This window comes from uncultured Bacteroides sp., from assembly GCF_905207245.1.
Taxonomy (GTDB): Bacteria; Bacteroidota; Bacteroidia; order Bacteroidales; family Bacteroidaceae; genus Bacteroides.
In genome coordinates this window covers 19,587-37,479 of sequence record NZ_CAJLKP010000050.1, presented here as the reverse complement: position 1 = coordinate 37,479, position 17,893 = coordinate 19,587, and the positions used below count along the sequence as shown (strand labels likewise).

General features: G+C 38.5%; 17 protein-coding genes. 16 read left to right on the top strand and 1 reads right to left on the bottom strand.

The window, feature by feature from the left end; translation table 11 throughout:
- Positions 1–8 precede the first annotated feature (8 nt).
- From QZ135_RS15400 to QZ135_RS15325, 16 genes are all read left to right on the top strand, one after another.
- Complete coding sequence (locus QZ135_RS15400) at positions 9–377, top strand: hypothetical protein (RefSeq protein ID WP_294611109.1); 369 nt, start codon at positions 9–11, stop codon at positions 375–377.
- A 5-nt stretch (positions 378–382) separates the two neighbouring features.
- Entirely contained in the window at positions 383–2,329 is a 1,947-nt protein-coding gene (locus QZ135_RS15395) for an AAA family ATPase (protein ID WP_294611107.1), read from the top strand.
- A 1-nt stretch (position 2,330) separates the two neighbouring features.
- Positions 2,331–3,077: a hypothetical protein gene (locus QZ135_RS15390; RefSeq protein ID WP_294611105.1), complete on the top strand. Its 747-nt coding sequence runs from the start codon at positions 2,331–2,333 to the stop codon at positions 3,075–3,077.
- 5 nt (positions 3,078–3,082) lie between these two features.
- Positions 3,083–3,802 (top strand): hypothetical protein, encoded by a 720-nt coding sequence (locus tag QZ135_RS15385; protein WP_294611103.1) that lies wholly within the window; start codon positions 3,083–3,085, stop codon positions 3,800–3,802.
- 1 nt (position 3,803) lies between these two features.
- Positions 3,804–6,089, top strand: coding sequence for a hypothetical protein (locus tag QZ135_RS15380; protein ID WP_294611101.1), 2,286 nt, complete (start codon positions 3,804–3,806; stop codon positions 6,087–6,089).
- Between the two features lie 18 nt (positions 6,090–6,107).
- Positions 6,108–9,005, top strand: a complete 2,898-nt coding sequence (locus QZ135_RS15375; RefSeq protein ID WP_294611099.1) for a DUF87 domain-containing protein — start codon at positions 6,108–6,110, stop codon at positions 9,003–9,005.
- A gap of 14 nt (positions 9,006–9,019) precedes the next feature.
- Positions 9,020–9,352, top strand: coding sequence for a hypothetical protein (locus tag QZ135_RS15370; RefSeq protein WP_294611097.1), 333 nt, complete (start codon positions 9,020–9,022; stop codon positions 9,350–9,352).
- An 18-nt stretch (positions 9,353–9,370) separates the two neighbouring features.
- Complete coding sequence (locus QZ135_RS15365; RefSeq protein WP_294611095.1) at positions 9,371–10,288, top strand: hypothetical protein; 918 nt, start codon at positions 9,371–9,373, stop codon at positions 10,286–10,288.
- A gap of 5 nt (positions 10,289–10,293) precedes the next feature.
- The gene (locus tag QZ135_RS15360) at positions 10,294–10,587 is read left to right on the top strand and encodes a hypothetical protein (RefSeq protein WP_294611093.1); all 294 of its coding nucleotides are present in this window, start codon (positions 10,294–10,296) and stop codon (positions 10,585–10,587) included.
- A 157-nt stretch (positions 10,588–10,744) separates the two neighbouring features.
- Entirely contained in the window at positions 10,745–11,104 is a 360-nt protein-coding gene (locus QZ135_RS15355; protein ID WP_294611129.1) for a DUF1232 domain-containing protein, read from the top strand.
- A gap of 56 nt (positions 11,105–11,160) precedes the next feature.
- Positions 11,161–11,619 carry a YbjN domain-containing protein gene (locus QZ135_RS15350; protein WP_294611091.1) on the top strand — a complete coding sequence of 153 codons (459 nt, stop codon included), beginning with the start codon at positions 11,161–11,163 and terminating at the stop codon, positions 11,617–11,619.
- A 20-nt stretch (positions 11,620–11,639) separates the two neighbouring features.
- Positions 11,640–12,722, top strand: a complete 1,083-nt coding sequence (locus QZ135_RS15345) for an ADP-ribosylglycohydrolase family protein (RefSeq protein ID WP_294611089.1) — start codon at positions 11,640–11,642, stop codon at positions 12,720–12,722.
- A gap of 51 nt (positions 12,723–12,773) precedes the next feature.
- Entirely contained in the window at positions 12,774–13,748 is a 975-nt protein-coding gene (locus QZ135_RS15340) for a TIGR02452 family protein (protein ID WP_294611087.1), read from the top strand.
- Entirely contained in the window at positions 13,735–13,998 is a 264-nt protein-coding gene (locus QZ135_RS15335; protein ID WP_294611084.1) for a hypothetical protein, read from the top strand. The genes QZ135_RS15340 and QZ135_RS15335 overlap by 14 nt, the downstream gene beginning before the upstream one ends.
- 2 nt (positions 13,999–14,000) lie before the next feature.
- Positions 14,001–15,188, top strand: coding sequence for a WG repeat-containing protein (locus QZ135_RS15330; RefSeq protein ID WP_294611081.1), 1,188 nt, complete (start codon positions 14,001–14,003; stop codon positions 15,186–15,188).
- A gap of 189 nt (positions 15,189–15,377) precedes the next feature.
- Positions 15,378–16,685, top strand: a complete 1,308-nt coding sequence (locus QZ135_RS15325; protein ID WP_294611078.1) for a DUF5723 family protein — start codon at positions 15,378–15,380, stop codon at positions 16,683–16,685.
- A gap of 87 nt (positions 16,686–16,772) precedes the next feature.
- On the opposite strand, the gene QZ135_RS15320 is transcribed toward QZ135_RS15325, so the two are convergent.
- Entirely contained in the window at positions 16,773–17,873 is a 1,101-nt protein-coding gene (locus QZ135_RS15320) for a DUF2027 domain-containing protein (RefSeq protein WP_294611127.1), read from the bottom strand.
- Between the last annotated feature and the right edge of the window lie 20 nt (positions 17,874–17,893).

The window sequence follows — 17,893 nt, the reverse complement described above, 5'->3', positions numbered from 1 at the left end:
GGAAAATCATGAAAATAATAAAATATATTAGTTTATTCAGATATCTTATTGAAGACGAAGGTTTGAATCCGACATCAGCTTACCGGAACATACAGCGTATAAGAAAGCTGCCACACGAATTCAAACAAGCAGTTTTCGATGTCCTGTCTTCTTACGTCCCAGACATCGAGGTTGAAGGGGTAAGCTTTCGCGAACTCACAGAAAATGATGAAATGAAGCCCATCCGTGCGATTCTGATGTTGGACTGGCTGAGGCGCGAGCCTGCTATTGCGACTCGCTATATGGCTACCGAACGTAACCGTTCCGTAATGGTAGGTCTGCCCAAGCAAAAAGTCGTAGAACAAGTAAATGAAAAAGATATCATAATAGAAGACTAAGCAATATGGATTTTCAAAAGACACAAATCGGACGCATGGTAGAGCAAATCAAGACCGCGATGCTTGCTCATACCCCTATTGTATATATCCCAACCAATCAGCTTGAATTAATAAACGAAATGCTATTTGGAGAACAATCTGCTGACAGTGTTATGCCACGACTATGCTATAACAGCAATGATTCCTCAATCGTACACTTAGGCCAGAATGAATTCTTCCGGGAAGGTAAAAGTATTTCCGATAACTATCAAGTTGGAGTTTCATTCGACATAAAAAACATCCACACTCCAACATTATATATATCCTACATTGAGCAGTGGGAGAAAAGTCTTATAGCACATCTCAACGCTTTCATATCAGCATATCTTGATACTAAATCATCCAAAAACTATAATGTCCCGAAAAAGATAGATTTAGTCAGAAGATCATTGTGGATAGTTGTCACTCCTAATGAACAAACCGTGCCCGGGGTATTATCACCTTATACCTGCACAGTTAGAGTTGGTGCTATAAGCGATGAAGAGATAGAAAATATTATTTTCACCCAATTAGATAGAAACCAGATTCCCCGTACAGTTCTGAGTGACAAGCATTCGTTATTCAGTCAAATGAAAGTCAGCTTTCGAGGATTCAGCGCTCTGCGCATCAAGCAATTGATGGATCAATTGATAGCTTGTCAAAACATTGATTATGATGCGGCCATCGAAAAAGAGATCATTTCAGCTATTCATGAGTCAAAAAAACAAATATTAGCAAATTGTCCCGGACTACGTTGGGAGAGCACCGAAGTTGTTAATGCTGCCGGTTTAGACGGAATAACGGAATGGTTAAATGACCATTCTATCATTTTCGAAGACCCCAAGCGCGCCAAAGAGCAACATATTGATATTCCAAATGCCGTTTTAATTACCGGAGTACCCGGATCGGGTAAGAGCCTTATGGCAAAAACTGCTGCAAAAAAGTTAAAAATGCCACTGATATCACTTGATATGGGCGCTCTGCGTGGAGGCATTCAAGGAGAGTCTGAGCATAATATGATTAATGCACTGCACATAGCTGAAAATATGGCGCCATGTGTATTATGGGTTGATGAAATAGAAAAAGCTTTCAGTTCTTCTGACAGTGGTGCCAGTGACGGAGGTGTAGGGCAACGAATGTTTGGCAAATTTTTAACCTGGATGCAAGAAAAAACATCTGCTTGCTTTGTATTTGCCACATCCAATGATGTTACTAAATTACCACCCGAACTTTTCCGCTCAGAACGTTTCGACTGCAAATTCTTCACGTTTATGCCTACAGCAAAGGAATGTGCCCAGATATTTGTGGGCAACCTCAAAAAGCAAAACGAAGATTACCAGAAAGAACTTGACGGATATCGTAAGCAAGAACGAAAATCAATGTCCAGTAAGCTATTTCCCGAAAGTTTAATTGACGACGAAGTTTGGTTGAAAGTACTTGATGATTGCTGTTCAGATCATCCGGCGAAATGCTCACTGCAGGAAGAGGAGTGTACAGGCAACGAATGCAAAACATATTTGTGGAGGGTAAAGCAGAAGCCTTCTAACAAACTTCTTACAGGAGCCGATATTTCATCTATTATCAAAGAAGCTAAATTCAAAGTAAATCCCCAATTACAACCTTCAAGTGGTTCCTCTGTATATGACCATGATGCTATTATCAAGGCAGTCAAGGCTATATTAAAGGATTTCCGCCCCTATGGAGAAACTAATCTGAGCGATATAGCTAAATGTTTTTTCTCGCTTTTCAAAAATCAGTTTGAACCTGCTTCCGGTAAAAGTTTTTTGGATTTCAAACAATTTGATGATGACAATATGATATATACCCCCTATAAAGAACAAAATATAACATACGGGACAATGAGATTATATGATATGGTGCTTTATGATACCATAGTAGGAGCTATCAACTATTATTTACCCAAAACATTGTAGTATGAAACTAAACAAAAAGACAATAGTTACTCTAACGGACTTCAGACGTTATTTTGATTTAGAACAATTTTGGGATAACCGTCGCCAGTTTGTTCGTGATATGCACCCTGATAAGGTGTACTATTGGAAGGATAAAGACAAAGAGTGCTTCCAAATCGTTAAAACGTGGATTGAAATGGAAAATAGCGGCAACTCTAATTCCGATATTCGCAAGAACGGGCTTGAAAGTTTATCTACTTTAACCGGCAAGAATATAACAGAAGAGAAATTCTTCATGGCTTTAGGTGCGTCAGATCTTAATGCGGACATAATCTATGTTCAAAGCGGCAGTTCTCTCAAATTACCGGGGAAAAAGGTGATGACAGAAGAGGAAGCAATTAAATATAGCAAATCCTTAGGCAAGCCGGAACGTCTTCACAAAATTGAGATCAAAGGTGATGAGGAAGAAGCTGCAACAATTTTTATCAATGGCATAGAAGTATATAAATTACCTTATGGTGAATGTGTCTACATAACTGAAGTTGAAGGACAATACATAAGAGCACTCCCTATGAAATTAGAAAAAGGCAATTTGCGACTAAAGTTAATAAACAAGCCTGGAAAGTTTTCTTCTACATTACACCTAATCCGAATAATGATGGGTATAGAAACAGAAGACATTCATGATGTAACACAGTTTTCTATTTTTGAGGGAAAAGAGCTATATAGCAACAACTGTATTTTTGATATATATAAACAAAAACAATAAATAATATGAATTGTATAGAAATTCTTGCTAAGAAAAAGGATGAAATCATTAGCACATTGTCTAATAAATCCTTTCATTCCATAAATGAAATCATAGATGTATTTAATATAGAATGGGACAAGTTAATAAAAGACATATCTGACGAACTACCAGAAAAGAATGCGTTTTTGATAGATTTGATTAAGCTCCATCCTTCTATAACAAAGTATATAAGAAGGAGAAAGAACAAATCATTTTACTCTATAATGTATAAACTAGTATTCTGGAAATCAAATAATTTAAAATATAAATACACTATCAACACAGGAGAAATATACAAACATATAGCCCTAATCATAACAAGTTTGGATTTAGCTATTGTCAAAATCAACAACATTTCAAATGTTCCTAATCAACCCAAAACCACCTATGTTACAATCGAAGGGAAACCCGTCATACCATTCAATCAATACGAAGAATTGGTAAAATCATATCAGTCAATTATCAGTGACATATATTTTTGCAAAGATAAAAATTGTGCAAGTTTAGTATTGAAAGATGTTGCAAATGCTCTTTACAAGCAAGGTTATGATGTGATAGAGTACAGCAATGAACATAAGAAATATTTCGAAATTAAATATCCACCCGAATGCACAGAACCTCTAATGATAAGTCCAACTATTTGTGACATAAAGACTAAAGAAATCATAGTAAAAGGCATAGTGTATCTTCCTAAAAACAACTAATATGAATAAGGCATACTATATTGTAGGAATAGATTTTGGTGATGGCGAAACATCAGCCAATTATATCGATATTGAAAATGATAAGCAGGAGCTTTTAATTTCAAGAATTAAAGGAACCCCTGGAAAGATAACTTCTTCCATTTGCAAAAGTGTAGATAACGAATGGATTATCTCCCCTAAATCCGATAACATAAAAGATTGCATGTCGGATGAGGGCAGCTTTGAATATAATGATTGCTTTAAAACTCCTTTAGCCAATTTTTTGCGGAATGTTCATCAATCATTTTTCAAAAAAGATTCAAATACCTTGGACATAATTGGCATGAGATTATTTTTCAAAAAGCTGAACACATTGGATAACGAAGACAGCAATAATGAATCTACTGATAAAAATACAGAGCTATCTTTTCTTGAACAAATAAAGGAGGAGAAAGAAGGAGATAATTACACGGTTCGTCATTTTATTAAATTTGCCAAGCGCGTATATGCTAATATAATAAGGCAAAACAATTTAAGTACAGACCCATGTAATTTCTCTCTATATGCTGCATGTCCTTCCGGTTGGGCTAAAGACGAAAAGAATATAAAGCAAATATATAAGATATTTCTTAATGAAATAGGAATTCCATGTGAAGAAGTTATTGAAGAATCACGCGCTGCATTTATGAATTGCAGGAACTTCGCAAAAGAAATAGATATCAATACTATCCAACAACCGGGTTTGTTAGTCATAGACTTTGGCTCAAGTACCATAGATTTTACATGGTATCAAGGAGATCAGTTTTATCACAATGGCATAGAATTAGGAGCTCATATTGTAGAAAAGGCTCTTTTTTATTATATGATGGGACATGAATCAGTTGCTCTAAATGCTTTTGCAAAGGCTGCCGAACTGTTTCCCAGTAAAACTACACTAAGAAAAATGATATTCTTTGCACTAAGAAAGCTAAAGGAAGAGTTCTATAATTCAGTAGCGGCTCATGAGAATGCCCTATTAGGAGAGGCTCGTCTAACAGATTATTCATTTAAAATCTCAGATGCTGCCAGAGAAGACATCTCATTAATATATTTTGGATTTGACACAGAACCAAATACTCATCGTTCTAGAAGATACAACGAGGAAACTATACGGCAAATCCTAAATAGCAAAGAATCTGATTTTCACAACCTGAATATTTCCCAAGTTTGTAATCAAAGCGTTCCACCCGAATGTTGTGAGTATGAACCCAAAATCATAACCGCTTTTGAGGCATTCAAAGAAAAGGTTTCTGAAATGGGTGGTAGTATTGACTATGTTATTCTCACAGGTGGCGCATCTGTGATGAGCTTTATTAAGCCGGATATAGAAAAAGTGTTTGGCGTAAAATACAATAATACATTACTTTGGGATCCAGATGCATCATATGCCGTTTCTAAAGGCATAGTACAATACGGTGTATTTCATCATAAATCAAAACCTATTATAGAAAAAATAGAAAATATACTCAAAGAAAAATGGTTGTCTGAAAACATTCTTAAGGAGCTATTAGAAACAAAGGTTTCAAATATTGTACATAAATTGTATTGTGACAAAATGGTGGAGGTCCTTACTCAATGGTATAATGGTACAGTAGGAATGTCTCTTGAAAACACTCTAAATAGCGATTTCGATTCTATAATAAATGATGGACAAAATAGTATAAATCCTCTATGGATAAAGATCAAAGAAGGCATGAAGGTCTCACTAGTTGAAGGATATAAATCACTGCATGCTTTATATCGCCGCGTCTTTGACTTTATCGATAAATCTGAAGGTGAAGTTAGTGTTGAGACAATATGCAGACAACTAAATGTGGAATTAGCTCAAGAAATTCATCAAGAAGTTGGAGGACTTTATCAGGAATATTGGGAAATATTTTTTCCTCAAGGTTCATATCAAGATATAATCGATATAAATATTAATTTTGATATAAATATTAGTTTCACAAAAGAATACAAGCTTAATTTGCTTAAAACACTAGTAGAAAAATCTGATGAAGTAATCAGAGCAACAGGAGGCTCAGTATCAGAGAACTCTCTGAATAAACACAGACATCAAACATTAGATTTAACAGGCCCTACAAGATCTACATTTATAGAACCTTTAAAATCGGTATTTATTTCGTTTTCTAATGAGATTAATCCTACTATTGATGAACATCAAGCCGCATTAAAATGTCGTAACCAAATAGAAAGGAGCTTCCAAGACTTACAAAGGAAATGTACATTAGCTACACATGATATTAATAATAGTATTTTTGATTTATAAGTAGAAAAATATATAAATATGGATTGCCAACTATCATCTCAAACTGTTGATGTAATATCACAGATTTCAACGTCCACAGCTATGGCTATGAGCACTTCATATTGTATGCAGAGAAGAAATTTTTCATTACCAAACAATGAAAGCTCTTTATACAATATTTGGAAACGTATCGATGCAGATAGCAAACTTTATAATACTTATTGGATGCAGATAGAGCAAGTCGGTCGCCCATTTAATAGTGATTTAAAAGGATGTTTTACCGCCTTGCAGAATATTCTTCATGCTTGTTCTATACCTAAAACACAATTATTGTTTTTGATTATAGGAGAAAATTGCAACTTCAAGATTTATTTGGGTCTTAAAAGTGACGAAGATTGCAATACAAACAACTCTCGTAATGCAATAAAAGAAATAGATGCTTTCTGTAATGTTAGTTGGCCTGGTTTGAAGTCCCATGTTATTGACAGAAGAGCCGATGATAATATCAAACGATATATTCATAAACGTTTCGACCACGCTTATGCCTTCACAGGCATACCTTCAATGGATTTACAAAAAACAGATTATCCGTCCACTATAGAATATTTGTTAGGTGGCTGCAAACCTAAAGGCGACATTGCATATTTGGTAGTAGCAGATCCTGTGCAAGAAGAAGAACTTAACAACATCGTATATATGTGCGATGAAATGAAAGGGCAGGCTGAATCCTTTGAAAAGTTTAATCTAACAAATTCTTTGCAAGAAAGTATTTCTAAAACATTTACTAAAACGATAACCGAGACTATAGGTGAAAGTTCGAACGATGGCGAATCACACCGTGATATAGGATCTGCCGTAAAGACTTTAATTGGGATTGGGATTGGCATTGCTGCCGTTGCGGCATTCCCTCCTGCTGCTGCATTGATAGGCTCAGCCGCCAGTGCCTTATCTGGTGCAGTGGGTGCTACAGCCGCTGCCCAATTGTTGGGAGGTGGAACTATGATGGGATTAGGTATGTTAAGTAGCTTTATCCCTCAGAAATCGCATAATGAAGGTCATAATAAAAGCGAGTCAATAGCAAAAGGTGAGTCACATGGTATTACCGAATCGTATTCTCAAAGTATAGGACAAACTATTGTAAATGGGCATATTCAAGCTATCACTGAAGAGCTAAAACAACATGGGGAACGCTATCGGGAAGGAAAGGCAAAAGGCATGTGGCGTGTAGGATGCTATCTATTTACAGATGGAGAAAATGCTACATCACAAATCCAATTGAGATCAATCCTGAGCGGAAGTGCATCCCGATTAGAGCCAATTCGAGTACACGACATTTCAAGTTTTGTTAGAGACCCAAACAGGCGAAATGGTGATGCCGATATTATACCGTTTATAACTCCACCAGAGCTTTATGTAACAAATCGAGAAACAAAAGAAATTTTTAATCATCCTTTTGGACGGAATTTTTCAGAATTAATAAGCTATCTCACTACTGATGAGTTGACATCTATGATTAATTTGCCATTGCACACAGTACCGGGAGTGAGTGTTGTAGAGCCAGCTCCACAGTTCAGACTAGATATTCCCGACTGCAGTAAAATGGAAACGCATACACATATTGGTAATCTAATGTATAATGGTGCGGAAACTAACATTCCCTGTCAATTTGAGCTTAACAACTTAACCCGCCACAGTTTAGTTTGTGGTGTAAACGGCAGTGGCAAGACTAACACAGTCCTTAGTGTTCTCAATGCCATGAATCAGTATAACCGTAACTTTATGGTAATAGAACCGGCAAAGACGGAATATGTAGACTGGGCAATATCATTTAACGAACAACTAAAACTTGATCAAGCAAATGGCGAGAGAAGGGACGAGCAACCAATAGTCATATATATGCCCGGTAAAGATAGCTACTGGCATTGCGACAAAAACGGTAAACCAAGGGAATATGCCTTAGAAGATATACTTAAGCTGAATCCTTTTGAACCAGTTTGCCTGGACGGTCATAAACCCAACGTGCAAGCACACATGGATCGGATAAAGTCCATATTTGCTTTAGCATTCCCTATGGAAGATATTTTACCGACTGTCATGGAATCGCTCATACGCGACATATATACCAATGGCGAAAGGTGGCTAAACCGAAGCAAAAATGCTCCACTCCCGGAACTATATCCTACTTTGGGATTATTGAGTTGCAGAATAAAGCCTGTAGTTCTAAACTTAGGATATGAACCTCGCGTTACCGGCAACATCTATGCAGCAGTAAATTTGAGGATTGGCAATCTGCTTTCAGGTTGGAAACGAGAACTCTTGAATAATGAGGTACTTGGCGGTTACAAAAAGCTTAGCAAGTTAGAAGAAAAAGATGGCATTAAACGGCCCACATGGAATAACTTCTTCAATCGTCGTGTAATAATTAACCTTTCCGGAGTGAGCGATGATTCCGACCGTACATTTGTTATGGGGCTATTACTTCTGTATCTATATGAATACAGAATAGCCGTATCAGAAACACCTCAATTCAATTTCAACAACAATGATTTGCATCATCTGATGGTTGTAGAGGAAGCACACCGCGTGATGATGAACAACCCTAATCCTGATTCACCCCAGTATAAGTGTGGTCAATTATTCAGTAATCTACTCTCAGAAATACGTGCTTATGGACAAGGTATCATGATTGTAGACCAAGTGCCAAGCAGATTGATACCTGATGCAATAAAGAATACGAATATGAAAATTATTCATAAATTGCTCTCGCTTGACGATGTAGAAATGGTGGCTGATGCTATGGGAGTAAGCATGGATCAAAGAAAAATTATCCCCAAATTATCAATTGGTCAAGCTATTGTTGCTGGAATTAATGCAGGTAAAATCTCTAATAGTAGTGAAGAGGATATTTTTTGGTGTAAGATTAATAAAACAAAGTAAAAAAGGAGGTATTTATGACCAACGGATTAAATATGGAAGGGATAGTACAGCAAAGCCATAGTCCTTTCGAGGCTTTCGAAGATTTTGCTCAACGCTTGGAGAACAATCCTGAAGGAATTTCAGATGCGGAGATTCTTTCTAAGTTTGATGACAATCAACTTGAATATATCAATAGCGTTCAAGAAAATCCTGTATGGAATGAAATGAATATCAATGAGAAAATCGAACATGTAAAGAATGCCGTAGGTAAGTTTTGCCACAATACGGAAATTGGCAAATTCTGGAGTAATCCATCGCATTGGGTTCCCATGGTTAATTGTCTGATTCGCAACATGCCGAGAATTTAATTATGCAACATTTTTATTATGGAAGAAGTATTTTCACAATTCAGTAGTTCAAACGGAGTTTTCGGTAATTCCCAAGAAAATTGGGAGTTAGGCAATACCTTAGAAGATTTAGGTAATGAATACGAGAATTTTAAGTTTGACGAAAAGCAAACCAGTTACATGGAAGATGTACTTGGCAGCGAAGGCATAACAAATATAAAAGACATAGAATCGGGCAATCTAAAAGAATTGATTGATGCTATAGATATGCGTGTAAAAAGTCTTAAACCGCAGTTATCCACAAAAGTGCATATGGACCACTTTGGTAAGGATAGTGATGTGTGGAAAGAATTTCGTTCATATCTTGAACCCAAGTATCTTGAAGCTCCATCGGATAAAGTCCAGCAAGAACAGATAGCTTCAAGTATGTGTGAAATAGATGGCATCCAATATGAAAATTGGGTGAATCAGACAATGGAGGGAAAAGTTGCTTTACTCAATGAACTCGAACAGAAAATTGCAATGATAGCACATCGTCCTGCAGCAAATATCCGTTCCGAACAAATGGAGGCAGACTTGTTTGGCTATCAACTCAATGGTGACATTGCTATAAACGAATCAATGCTTGAACTGTCCGGTACGGATCCTGCGATATTAGATAAAATGCTTGAGACTTTAATTCACGAGGGTCGTCACGCATATCAACACTATAACGTTGAGGAACGCATGGTTCATCAATCAGAAGCACAAGTGGAAAGCTGGCGTGAGAACTTTGAACAAATTGGGTATGCTGATGGAGAACCTATACGAATTCCAATTATCGGAAACTTCACCTATACAAATGAGGGGTTAGCCCAAATTGGTGCTCGTTTATATTACTATCAACCGGTCGAAATAGACGCCCGGGTATTTGCTGCTGACACAATGTCCGCATATCATAAACATCTTAATGCTTAACTATTATGGAATACAATGAAATTATACAGACGCTAAAAAAAAGAGAAGGATATAATGAAAAGAGAGCTGCATTAGCAGCCTCAGAAAGCCAACATCTCAGTAAGGAACTTGTTCCTTTGCTTAACGATTGGTTGTATGATGCAAACAAGATGCAAGATATAACAGTGCAAGGAATTAGCTTATTGCATATAAAAAAGCACAAATGCATGAACTATCTTGCTGCACTATTGACAATGGATTGGTTGATAAAAGAACCGGAAATAGCAAAGCCAATAGTGGAAGGGTTCTTAATAATATAAGAAAAGTAGTCAAAAGAAATTAGAATAAACCGACTCTTTTAGTTTATCATGACCAAATGATTTAGTTACTATACAAGCCTATAATAGTTAAATTTCGTTTTATCTGCAAGAAAAATAAAAATTCAGCCTCTATATAAGAAACAGTTAAAATGAAATTATTATGAAAAAGCAAAGCCTCATCAACTACCCTCTATTATGGGAAAAGCTTGGCGACTATGCCAGAAAAGCAGGAAGAGTAAGTGCACGCCCTTTACTCCTATTGTATTATGTAATGAAAAGCCCAGATGCTCCCAAATCAGACAAGCTACTCATTGCATCTGCAATCTCCTATTTAGTGTTCCCCATTGATTTAATTTCGGCTAAACGCCTACCCATCATCGGCTGGATAGACGAAGTAGTATCACTAACCATTGCCTATCAAAAGGTGTGCAAATACATTACCCCTGAAATTGAATCGGAAGTAAATAACATTTTGGAACGATGGTTCCCCGAATGTAAATATGAACTAATATCGTAGGACTCTATAATAGAAAGGAAACAATCATGGAAACAACAGCACTAAAACCCTTAAGAATGCACCTACAAGAATTCCTGGAAAGCGTTGGTGCAGATTATCAATGTGACGAAGAAAACCACTTCTTTACATTTGGCATGACAAGCAACGGTATGAACATAAAAGCCTTCATTCTGTACAACGAAGAAAACGACTGGATGAGATGCCACATGCCTATGCCGATCAAAGTTCCGGAAGAGAAAAGAACCGCCGCCATACTTCTTCTGAACAAGATGAACAATGAAGCTCCCGGAATATGTCTCAACATGGACGAAGAAGACGGAGAAATCGTATCTACGATGATGGTCAATACAGACAACGGTGCTATCAACTACTCGATTCTGAATGCAATGATACACACTTGTTATAACGCAATCGATGCTTGCATACCCCAGATAATGCGACTAATATATCAACAACCGGAGGATATATTATTGCAAATCTCAAGCAAACAAATCAATAACAGCATAGCAAACTGACAATTAAAAACTATAATATTATGGACGAGAAAATACAAAAAGACAGAATACGCGGCTCATTGACAGGTGGAGCCATAGGTGATGCTTTAGGGTATCCTGTAGAATTTATAGATTCGTATGCAGGTATTCAAAGGAAATACGGGAACACAGGAATTACCCGCCTTGACACCAAGCAATGGTGGAAGGACGAAGACTGTTCTACCGGAAAGGCTTGGGTTTCTGATGATACACAAATGACACTGTTTACAGCCTGTGGCATTCTGAATGCAAAAGAAAAAGAAAGTACTCTCATTCCTAATATCTGTGAATCTTATATAGAGTGGTATTATACGCAATCAGGCAGGAGAAACAAGCGTTTTAAGGAATGTTGGATCGGGGATATTCCGGAACTGAATCAACGCAGAGCCCCCGGCAATACCTGCCTCACTGCCCTTTCTGAGATTATTGCCGGGAGAGATTCTCATAATAACAGTAAAGGGTGTGGTGGCGTTATGCGTATCGCCCCTATCCCTTTATACGGTGTAGCCCAAGGACGAATATCAGATATAGATGCTCTTGACCGCCTTGCCGCAGATGCAGCAAGACTTACTCACCAGCATCCGTTAGGTTTTATTCCGGCAGCCTTTACCGCCCATATCATTTATCGTTTGGCTACCGACGAGCATCCGGAGAAGGAAACATTCAAAAACTACATTCAGGAAGGGTTGGAATCCACGCAACGAATGTTCGCCAACCATGCCGAAGAAGTAGAAAAATTTGTTTCCTTGATAAAGAAAGCGGTCCTCTTGTCGGATATCCCGACAGATGATGTACGTGCCATCGAAGACGAGTTGGGTGGCGGTTGGGTGGCTGAAGAAACCGTCGCCATAGCCATCTACTGTGCTTTGACCTATTTTGGGAACTTCGAAAGAGCTATGATTGCGGCTGTGAATCATGCAGGTGACAGTGATTCCACAGGTGCTGTGACCGGTAACTTGTTAGGTGCTGCCATCGGTTACGATGCAATACCACAATTCTACAAAGACGACTTGGAACTGCATGATGTGATATTGCATATCGCTGATGACCTGTATCTCGGTAAAACAACATCCTACCAGAAGTGAGATAAATATCGATAGCAATTTTAGGATGGCTGAATTTAAACATATAAACTTATGACAAATACATGGAATGCTGAAATATGGAAAAAAGAATTCTTACTTGCTTCACAAAACAAGGACAGAAACCAACTACGCAAGCTACGTGCGAAAGTATTTCAAGATACAGTCACACGCATAAGTAACAGTGGATATATTTCAGCAGGCAAAACCATACAGATTGCAGGCGAAGCTTCGATGATACACCACACTAAATTCTATTGTGAGCAGATATCATCAGTCCATACTCAGGCGGAAATGCAAACCATAGTTCATGTTATAAATGGCGATACATTGGTTACCGCCAAGTCATTATCGGATGAAGGTCTTCATCCCGCTGTACTGAATATGGCAAGCCGACAAAATCCGGGTGGTGGCGTATATAGCGGTGCAGGAGCCCAAGAAGAGAACCTGTTCCGTCGTACTAATCTTTTCTGTTCGCTATTTCAGTTTGCACCTTATGCCGAGGAGTATGGGTTGGACAAATCAACCGACCAATATCCTCTCGACCGTAATTGGGGCGGCATTTATACTCCTCAAGCCTGTGTGTTTCGTGGAACGGAAGCTGATGGTTATCCTTTGCTTGAAGAACCGTATTACCTTGACTTCATAGCCGTCCCCGCCATCAATCATCCGGAACTGGATACGGACGGATTGATTGTACCGTATCTTGTGGAAGCCACGAAGAACAAGATGCGCACTATCTTCCGCATTGCACTTGCCAACAATAATGATTCCCTCGTGCTTGGAGCTATGGGATGTGGAGCATTCCGTAATCCACCTGCCCACGTCGCCCGAATTTTCCACGAAGTAATGGATGAAACGGAGTTCAAGAATCGGTTCAAGAAAATAGTTTTTGCAATTCTTGACGATCACAATACCGGGCATAAGCATAATCCAAACGGGAATTTCCAACCCTTTGAAAAAGAATTTCAAAATTACAATAAGAATGAAGAAGAGGCACAAGAAAAAATCTTTTATGGCAGAATATAGAATTATTGATGGAAAATACTTCTTCAGTTATGATGCCAGTGGCGGTTCATGCTTTGGTAGCTATCCGGATCCGACGTATATCATTAAAGATATTGATGCTAAGATTCTACTTACCGCTCTTGGAATTAAGAATGAAAGCGGTCTGAAATGGGCTCTTGACAGATTACCCCATGCGGATAATGATATTATCCGATTAAAAGAATTCTGCGATGAGAATAATATTTCCTATCACTATGAAATGGAGGATTAAAAATGAAACGAGCTATTATTTTGTTTTGGCATGGACTGATCGGTATTCTGACCGGCATTGCCAATTGGATTACAGTAATCTTAGGTATGAAAGATGACTCGAAGTATGGAAAACTCTTGCGCCGTATCGTCGGCACCTGCTTCACCTTATTCGTTATTTTATGTACTGTTGCTGCAAGCTGCAGCTTTTTTGAAACATTATGTAGCCGCTATGACATTACATTTGCTGATACCCCGAAAGAAGTCTATACGCAATATCTTTCACGCAACGCAACTTTTTGTCGCGATAGTTATTACGAAAAAGGATATGTCATCGACCGCGATGACAACAAGACATTGAAAAACATTCAGTGGATAGCTAAACCTCTGGGGGATGATTCGCTAATATGCTATAGTGATGGCAAACGGCGTGGGTACTTCAATATGTTCACTGGTAAAGTAGCCATAAAGCCCCAATATGATCACGCGTGGATATTCTCTGATGGATTGGCTTCAGTTGATGATAATGGTTGGATAAAATTTATCGACCCGACCGGTAAAGTGATTATTGACAATCATCAACCCTATATTCCGGGTATGGAGGGATATGTGTTCCACAATGGATTTTGTGTGGTACATAATGAACGTAGAGACAAAGTAGGACTGATAGACCCAACCGGCAAGTGGATTTTAGAACCGCAATATTTTTCTATCCGGCAATATGACACACTGTTGGTAGTAAATAACGGCATAGAAGAAACAGTGATGGACACTAAGTTAAATACTATCATCCCTTACACCAAAGCAAGTTATTGGATTTATGACGGTATTATCTTCGGCACGATGCAAGATCACACTATGCGTCAATATGATCTGCAAGGCAATCTCATCGATGACTTCTACATCAGCAATGTAGAGAAAATCACCTATCCGACAAATGAATTACGCTATAGCACCACAAAAAACTACGATGATAATGGCAAAGTAATAAGTGAAACGGAAGATAATGAACCAACCCATATGCAGGCAATCGCCGGATGTATGTGTTATCAGGCAGAACAGGGGTGGTACGGCCTGATGTCGCCGAATGGTCAAATCATCACACCGCCTTCATATAGTGCCATTACCGCTGTAAGTGCAAATCTATATCTCTGTGAATCTCAGGATGATTACGGTGTGCTACTGAATGGCAAAGGAGAGCGGATAAAATAACGTGTGCCTATAGGCCGCTATCATCTTATTCTTCCCGCTCAATCCAATTATAAAACCATATAGTTATGAAAACAGCCGTTTATTCAATTTTTATTTATTATATAATTTTGATATAATAAATAGTTCTTTTAACTTTGCAACAACAGATATAAGTAATCATTAACAGTAACCCACAAATAACGAAGCACAATGAGAAAGCTTTTACTTCTGGGGATTTGCATCTCTTTTCTTCTACCCACAGCTATGCAAGCGCAGTATATGCGCTCATCTTACTTTATGGAGGGTAGCAGTACCCGCATGCAGTTGAATCCGGCAATGCAACCCAAGCGTGGCTATGTCAATTTACCTGTAATCGGTTCATTAGCAGCAGAAGTATCCTCCAACTCCTTGGGTATCCAAGATGTTATTGACGTCTTTGACTCTGACGGAGAGTTTTACAACAATGATAAGTTCTACAACCGCCTGAAAGGAATGAATGAGCTGAACATCAATCTCAATACGGATGTCATCTCTTTCGGATTCTATAGAGGAAAAGGATTCTGGTCATTCAATGTAGGAGCACGTGTAGATGTGGATGCAACTATTCCTAAAACCATGTTCGAATATCTGCGTGCCATAGATGCGGAAGATTTTACTCGGGGAAGCAGCAGAACCTTTAATATTCAGAATGAGAAATTGCGTCTGAACTCTTATATAGAGGTTGGAGCAGGTTATTCACGTGCTATAAACGACCGTTTGACTATAGGTGGTAAAGCCAAACTATTGTTAGGTGCCGGAAACCTGAATCTAAAAATCAACCAACTCTATATATCAGGCAAAGAGGCAGGATTAGACTCCGAATTCCAACTAAAATCAGATGCCTATCTGGAAGCTTCTGCTAAAGGTCTGGACTTGGAAGAAGAAAATGGATACATCACAGATCTGGACTACAATAATTTCGGTATCAGTGGATACGGGGCAGGCATAGATCTGGGAGCAAGCTATCAGGTAATGAAGAACCTTACGTTCTCTGCTGCCATCCTCGATTTAGGTTTTATCTCTTGGGGTAAATCAAGCACCCAGATAGCCGAATCAAACAAAGATATCGCTATCGATAAAGATAATTACAGTGAATCTACTGATGTACTGGACTTTGAATTGTACGGTTTGCAGAAGAAGGAGAATAAATCCCGTACCACTTCCTTGTCCCCGACCATGGTTTTAGGAGGAGAATACGGATTCCTGAATAATAAACTGGGAGTAGGATTATTATCAACTACCCGCTTCGGACAGTTAAAGACATATTCCGAATTGACTTTATCCGCCAATTATCGTCCGAACACTTTAATCAACGCTACATTAAGTTACTCCATGCTTCAAGGTGGTGAAACATTCGGCTTTGCCTTCAAAGTAGGTCCTCTGATGCTGGGTACTGACTATATGTTCTTCGGAAATAATTCCAAACACGTGAATGCCTTCATCGGACTTTCTATTCCGTTGGGAAGGAAGAAGATATAAGAGCTACAAAGCTACGAGCTACAAGCTACAAGTGCCTTTCGGAATGAAAGCGCAGCCACTTGTAGCTCGTAGCTTGTAGCTTTGTAACTATTTTATCGTCACCATCGTCGCTCCGAAACCATATTCCTGGAAAGAAGCATCCTGATGCCGGAAAGTCGGATATTTACGTTTCAATTCATCCAAGAGTGCTTTTCGAAGAACGCCGTCACCTTTACCATGAATAAAAACGATGCGCTGTTCACGTTTATTCTTATATTGTTCCAGAATTTCACGGAACTTATCCAACTGATAATTCAAGATTTCACTGTTACTCATTCCTTTAGTATCATCCAGCAATTCTCCGATATGTAAATCAATCTCAATAATGCCATTCTGTCCACCACGCTTCACTATTGGCTGAGATTTTGGTTTATCTTCAGTTTTCTTTTGCAGCAAAGCAGATTGTAATTCTTCAGCTGATACATACACCTGTTTAGTAGGAACATCATCTTTCACTATATCATAAATCAGTGCAGGTGTCTCAAAGAACTCTGATTCCTGGAATGTATGCAGTTTGTAGAATTTCACTGTATCAATGCGAAGTTCCACGCTGACTGCCGGCTTCAAAGCAAAAGAGCGGTCCTCTTTAAAAGCGATGAACTGTACTGCAACATGTTCACGGTCATTCAGTTCCACCTTCTCAAATTCTTCCAGCAGCAACTTCGTATTCGGCTCTACTATTCCATTGGAACGGACACTCCATGCTTTTCCTTCAGCGCAGAGGTAGGTATAATACAGATAGTAATTACTATCATTCACCAGATAAGATTCGAAAGGAGTAGTGCTGACGGCCTTAATATCTTCCGGAACAAAAGCCAGAAAAACATTCAGAATATCTCCACCACGCATTTCCGGCTGACGGTAAACAGATACCTGCGGTTTAGACAGGCGCCGCACTTCACTATCTTCCTGAACCGGGTGAGAAATAGAAGAACGTACCGGCTTCTCTTCCGTTTTCTTCGGAGTTGCCTTCGGCACCGGTCTCGTCATATTATAATCATCCGTATCAATCACCACACATTCACGCATGGGCATCGGAATATCAAACCCGTCGGCATCCTCTATCAATACAATATCTTTTCCTCTGAAACCCGTCACTACACCGCCCCCAATTTCATTGAGGAAGCGTACTTTATCACCTATTTTCATCATATCGTTTACGATTTAAC

Excerpts from the sequence above, each read along its gene's own strand:
- QZ135_RS15400 (WP_294611109.1), top strand. The coding sequence starts at position 9 with ATGAAAATAATAAAATATATTAGTTTATTCAGATATCTTATTGAAGAC.
- QZ135_RS15395 (WP_294611107.1), top strand. The coding sequence starts at position 383 with ATGGATTTTCAAAAGACACAAATCGGACGCATGGTAGAGCAAATCAAG.
- QZ135_RS15390 (WP_294611105.1), top strand. The coding sequence starts at position 2,331 with ATGAAACTAAACAAAAAGACAATAGTTACTCTAACGGACTTCAGACGT.
- QZ135_RS15385 (WP_294611103.1), top strand. The coding sequence starts at position 3,083 with ATGAATTGTATAGAAATTCTTGCTAAGAAAAAGGATGAAATCATTAGC.
- QZ135_RS15380 (WP_294611101.1), top strand. The coding sequence starts at position 3,804 with ATGAATAAGGCATACTATATTGTAGGAATAGATTTTGGTGATGGCGAA.
- QZ135_RS15375 (WP_294611099.1), top strand. The coding sequence starts at position 6,108 with ATGGATTGCCAACTATCATCTCAAACTGTTGATGTAATATCACAGATT.
- QZ135_RS15370 (WP_294611097.1), top strand. The coding sequence starts at position 9,020 with ATGACCAACGGATTAAATATGGAAGGGATAGTACAGCAAAGCCATAGT.
- QZ135_RS15365 (WP_294611095.1), top strand. The coding sequence starts at position 9,371 with ATGGAAGAAGTATTTTCACAATTCAGTAGTTCAAACGGAGTTTTCGGT.
- QZ135_RS15360 (WP_294611093.1), top strand. The coding sequence starts at position 10,294 with ATGGAATACAATGAAATTATACAGACGCTAAAAAAAAGAGAAGGATAT.
- QZ135_RS15350 (WP_294611091.1), top strand. The coding sequence starts at position 11,161 with ATGCACCTACAAGAATTCCTGGAAAGCGTTGGTGCAGATTATCAATGT.
- QZ135_RS15345 (WP_294611089.1), top strand. The coding sequence starts at position 11,640 with ATGGACGAGAAAATACAAAAAGACAGAATACGCGGCTCATTGACAGGT.
- QZ135_RS15340 (WP_294611087.1), top strand. The coding sequence starts at position 12,774 with ATGACAAATACATGGAATGCTGAAATATGGAAAAAAGAATTCTTACTT.
- QZ135_RS15335 (WP_294611084.1), top strand. The coding sequence starts at position 13,735 with ATGGCAGAATATAGAATTATTGATGGAAAATACTTCTTCAGTTATGAT.
- QZ135_RS15330 (WP_294611081.1), top strand. The coding sequence starts at position 14,001 with ATGAAACGAGCTATTATTTTGTTTTGGCATGGACTGATCGGTATTCTG.
- QZ135_RS15325 (WP_294611078.1), top strand. The coding sequence starts at position 15,378 with ATGAGAAAGCTTTTACTTCTGGGGATTTGCATCTCTTTTCTTCTACCC.
- QZ135_RS15320 (WP_294611127.1), bottom strand. The coding sequence starts at position 17,873 with ATGAAAATAGGTGATAAAGTACGCTTCCTCAATGAAATTGGGGGCGGT.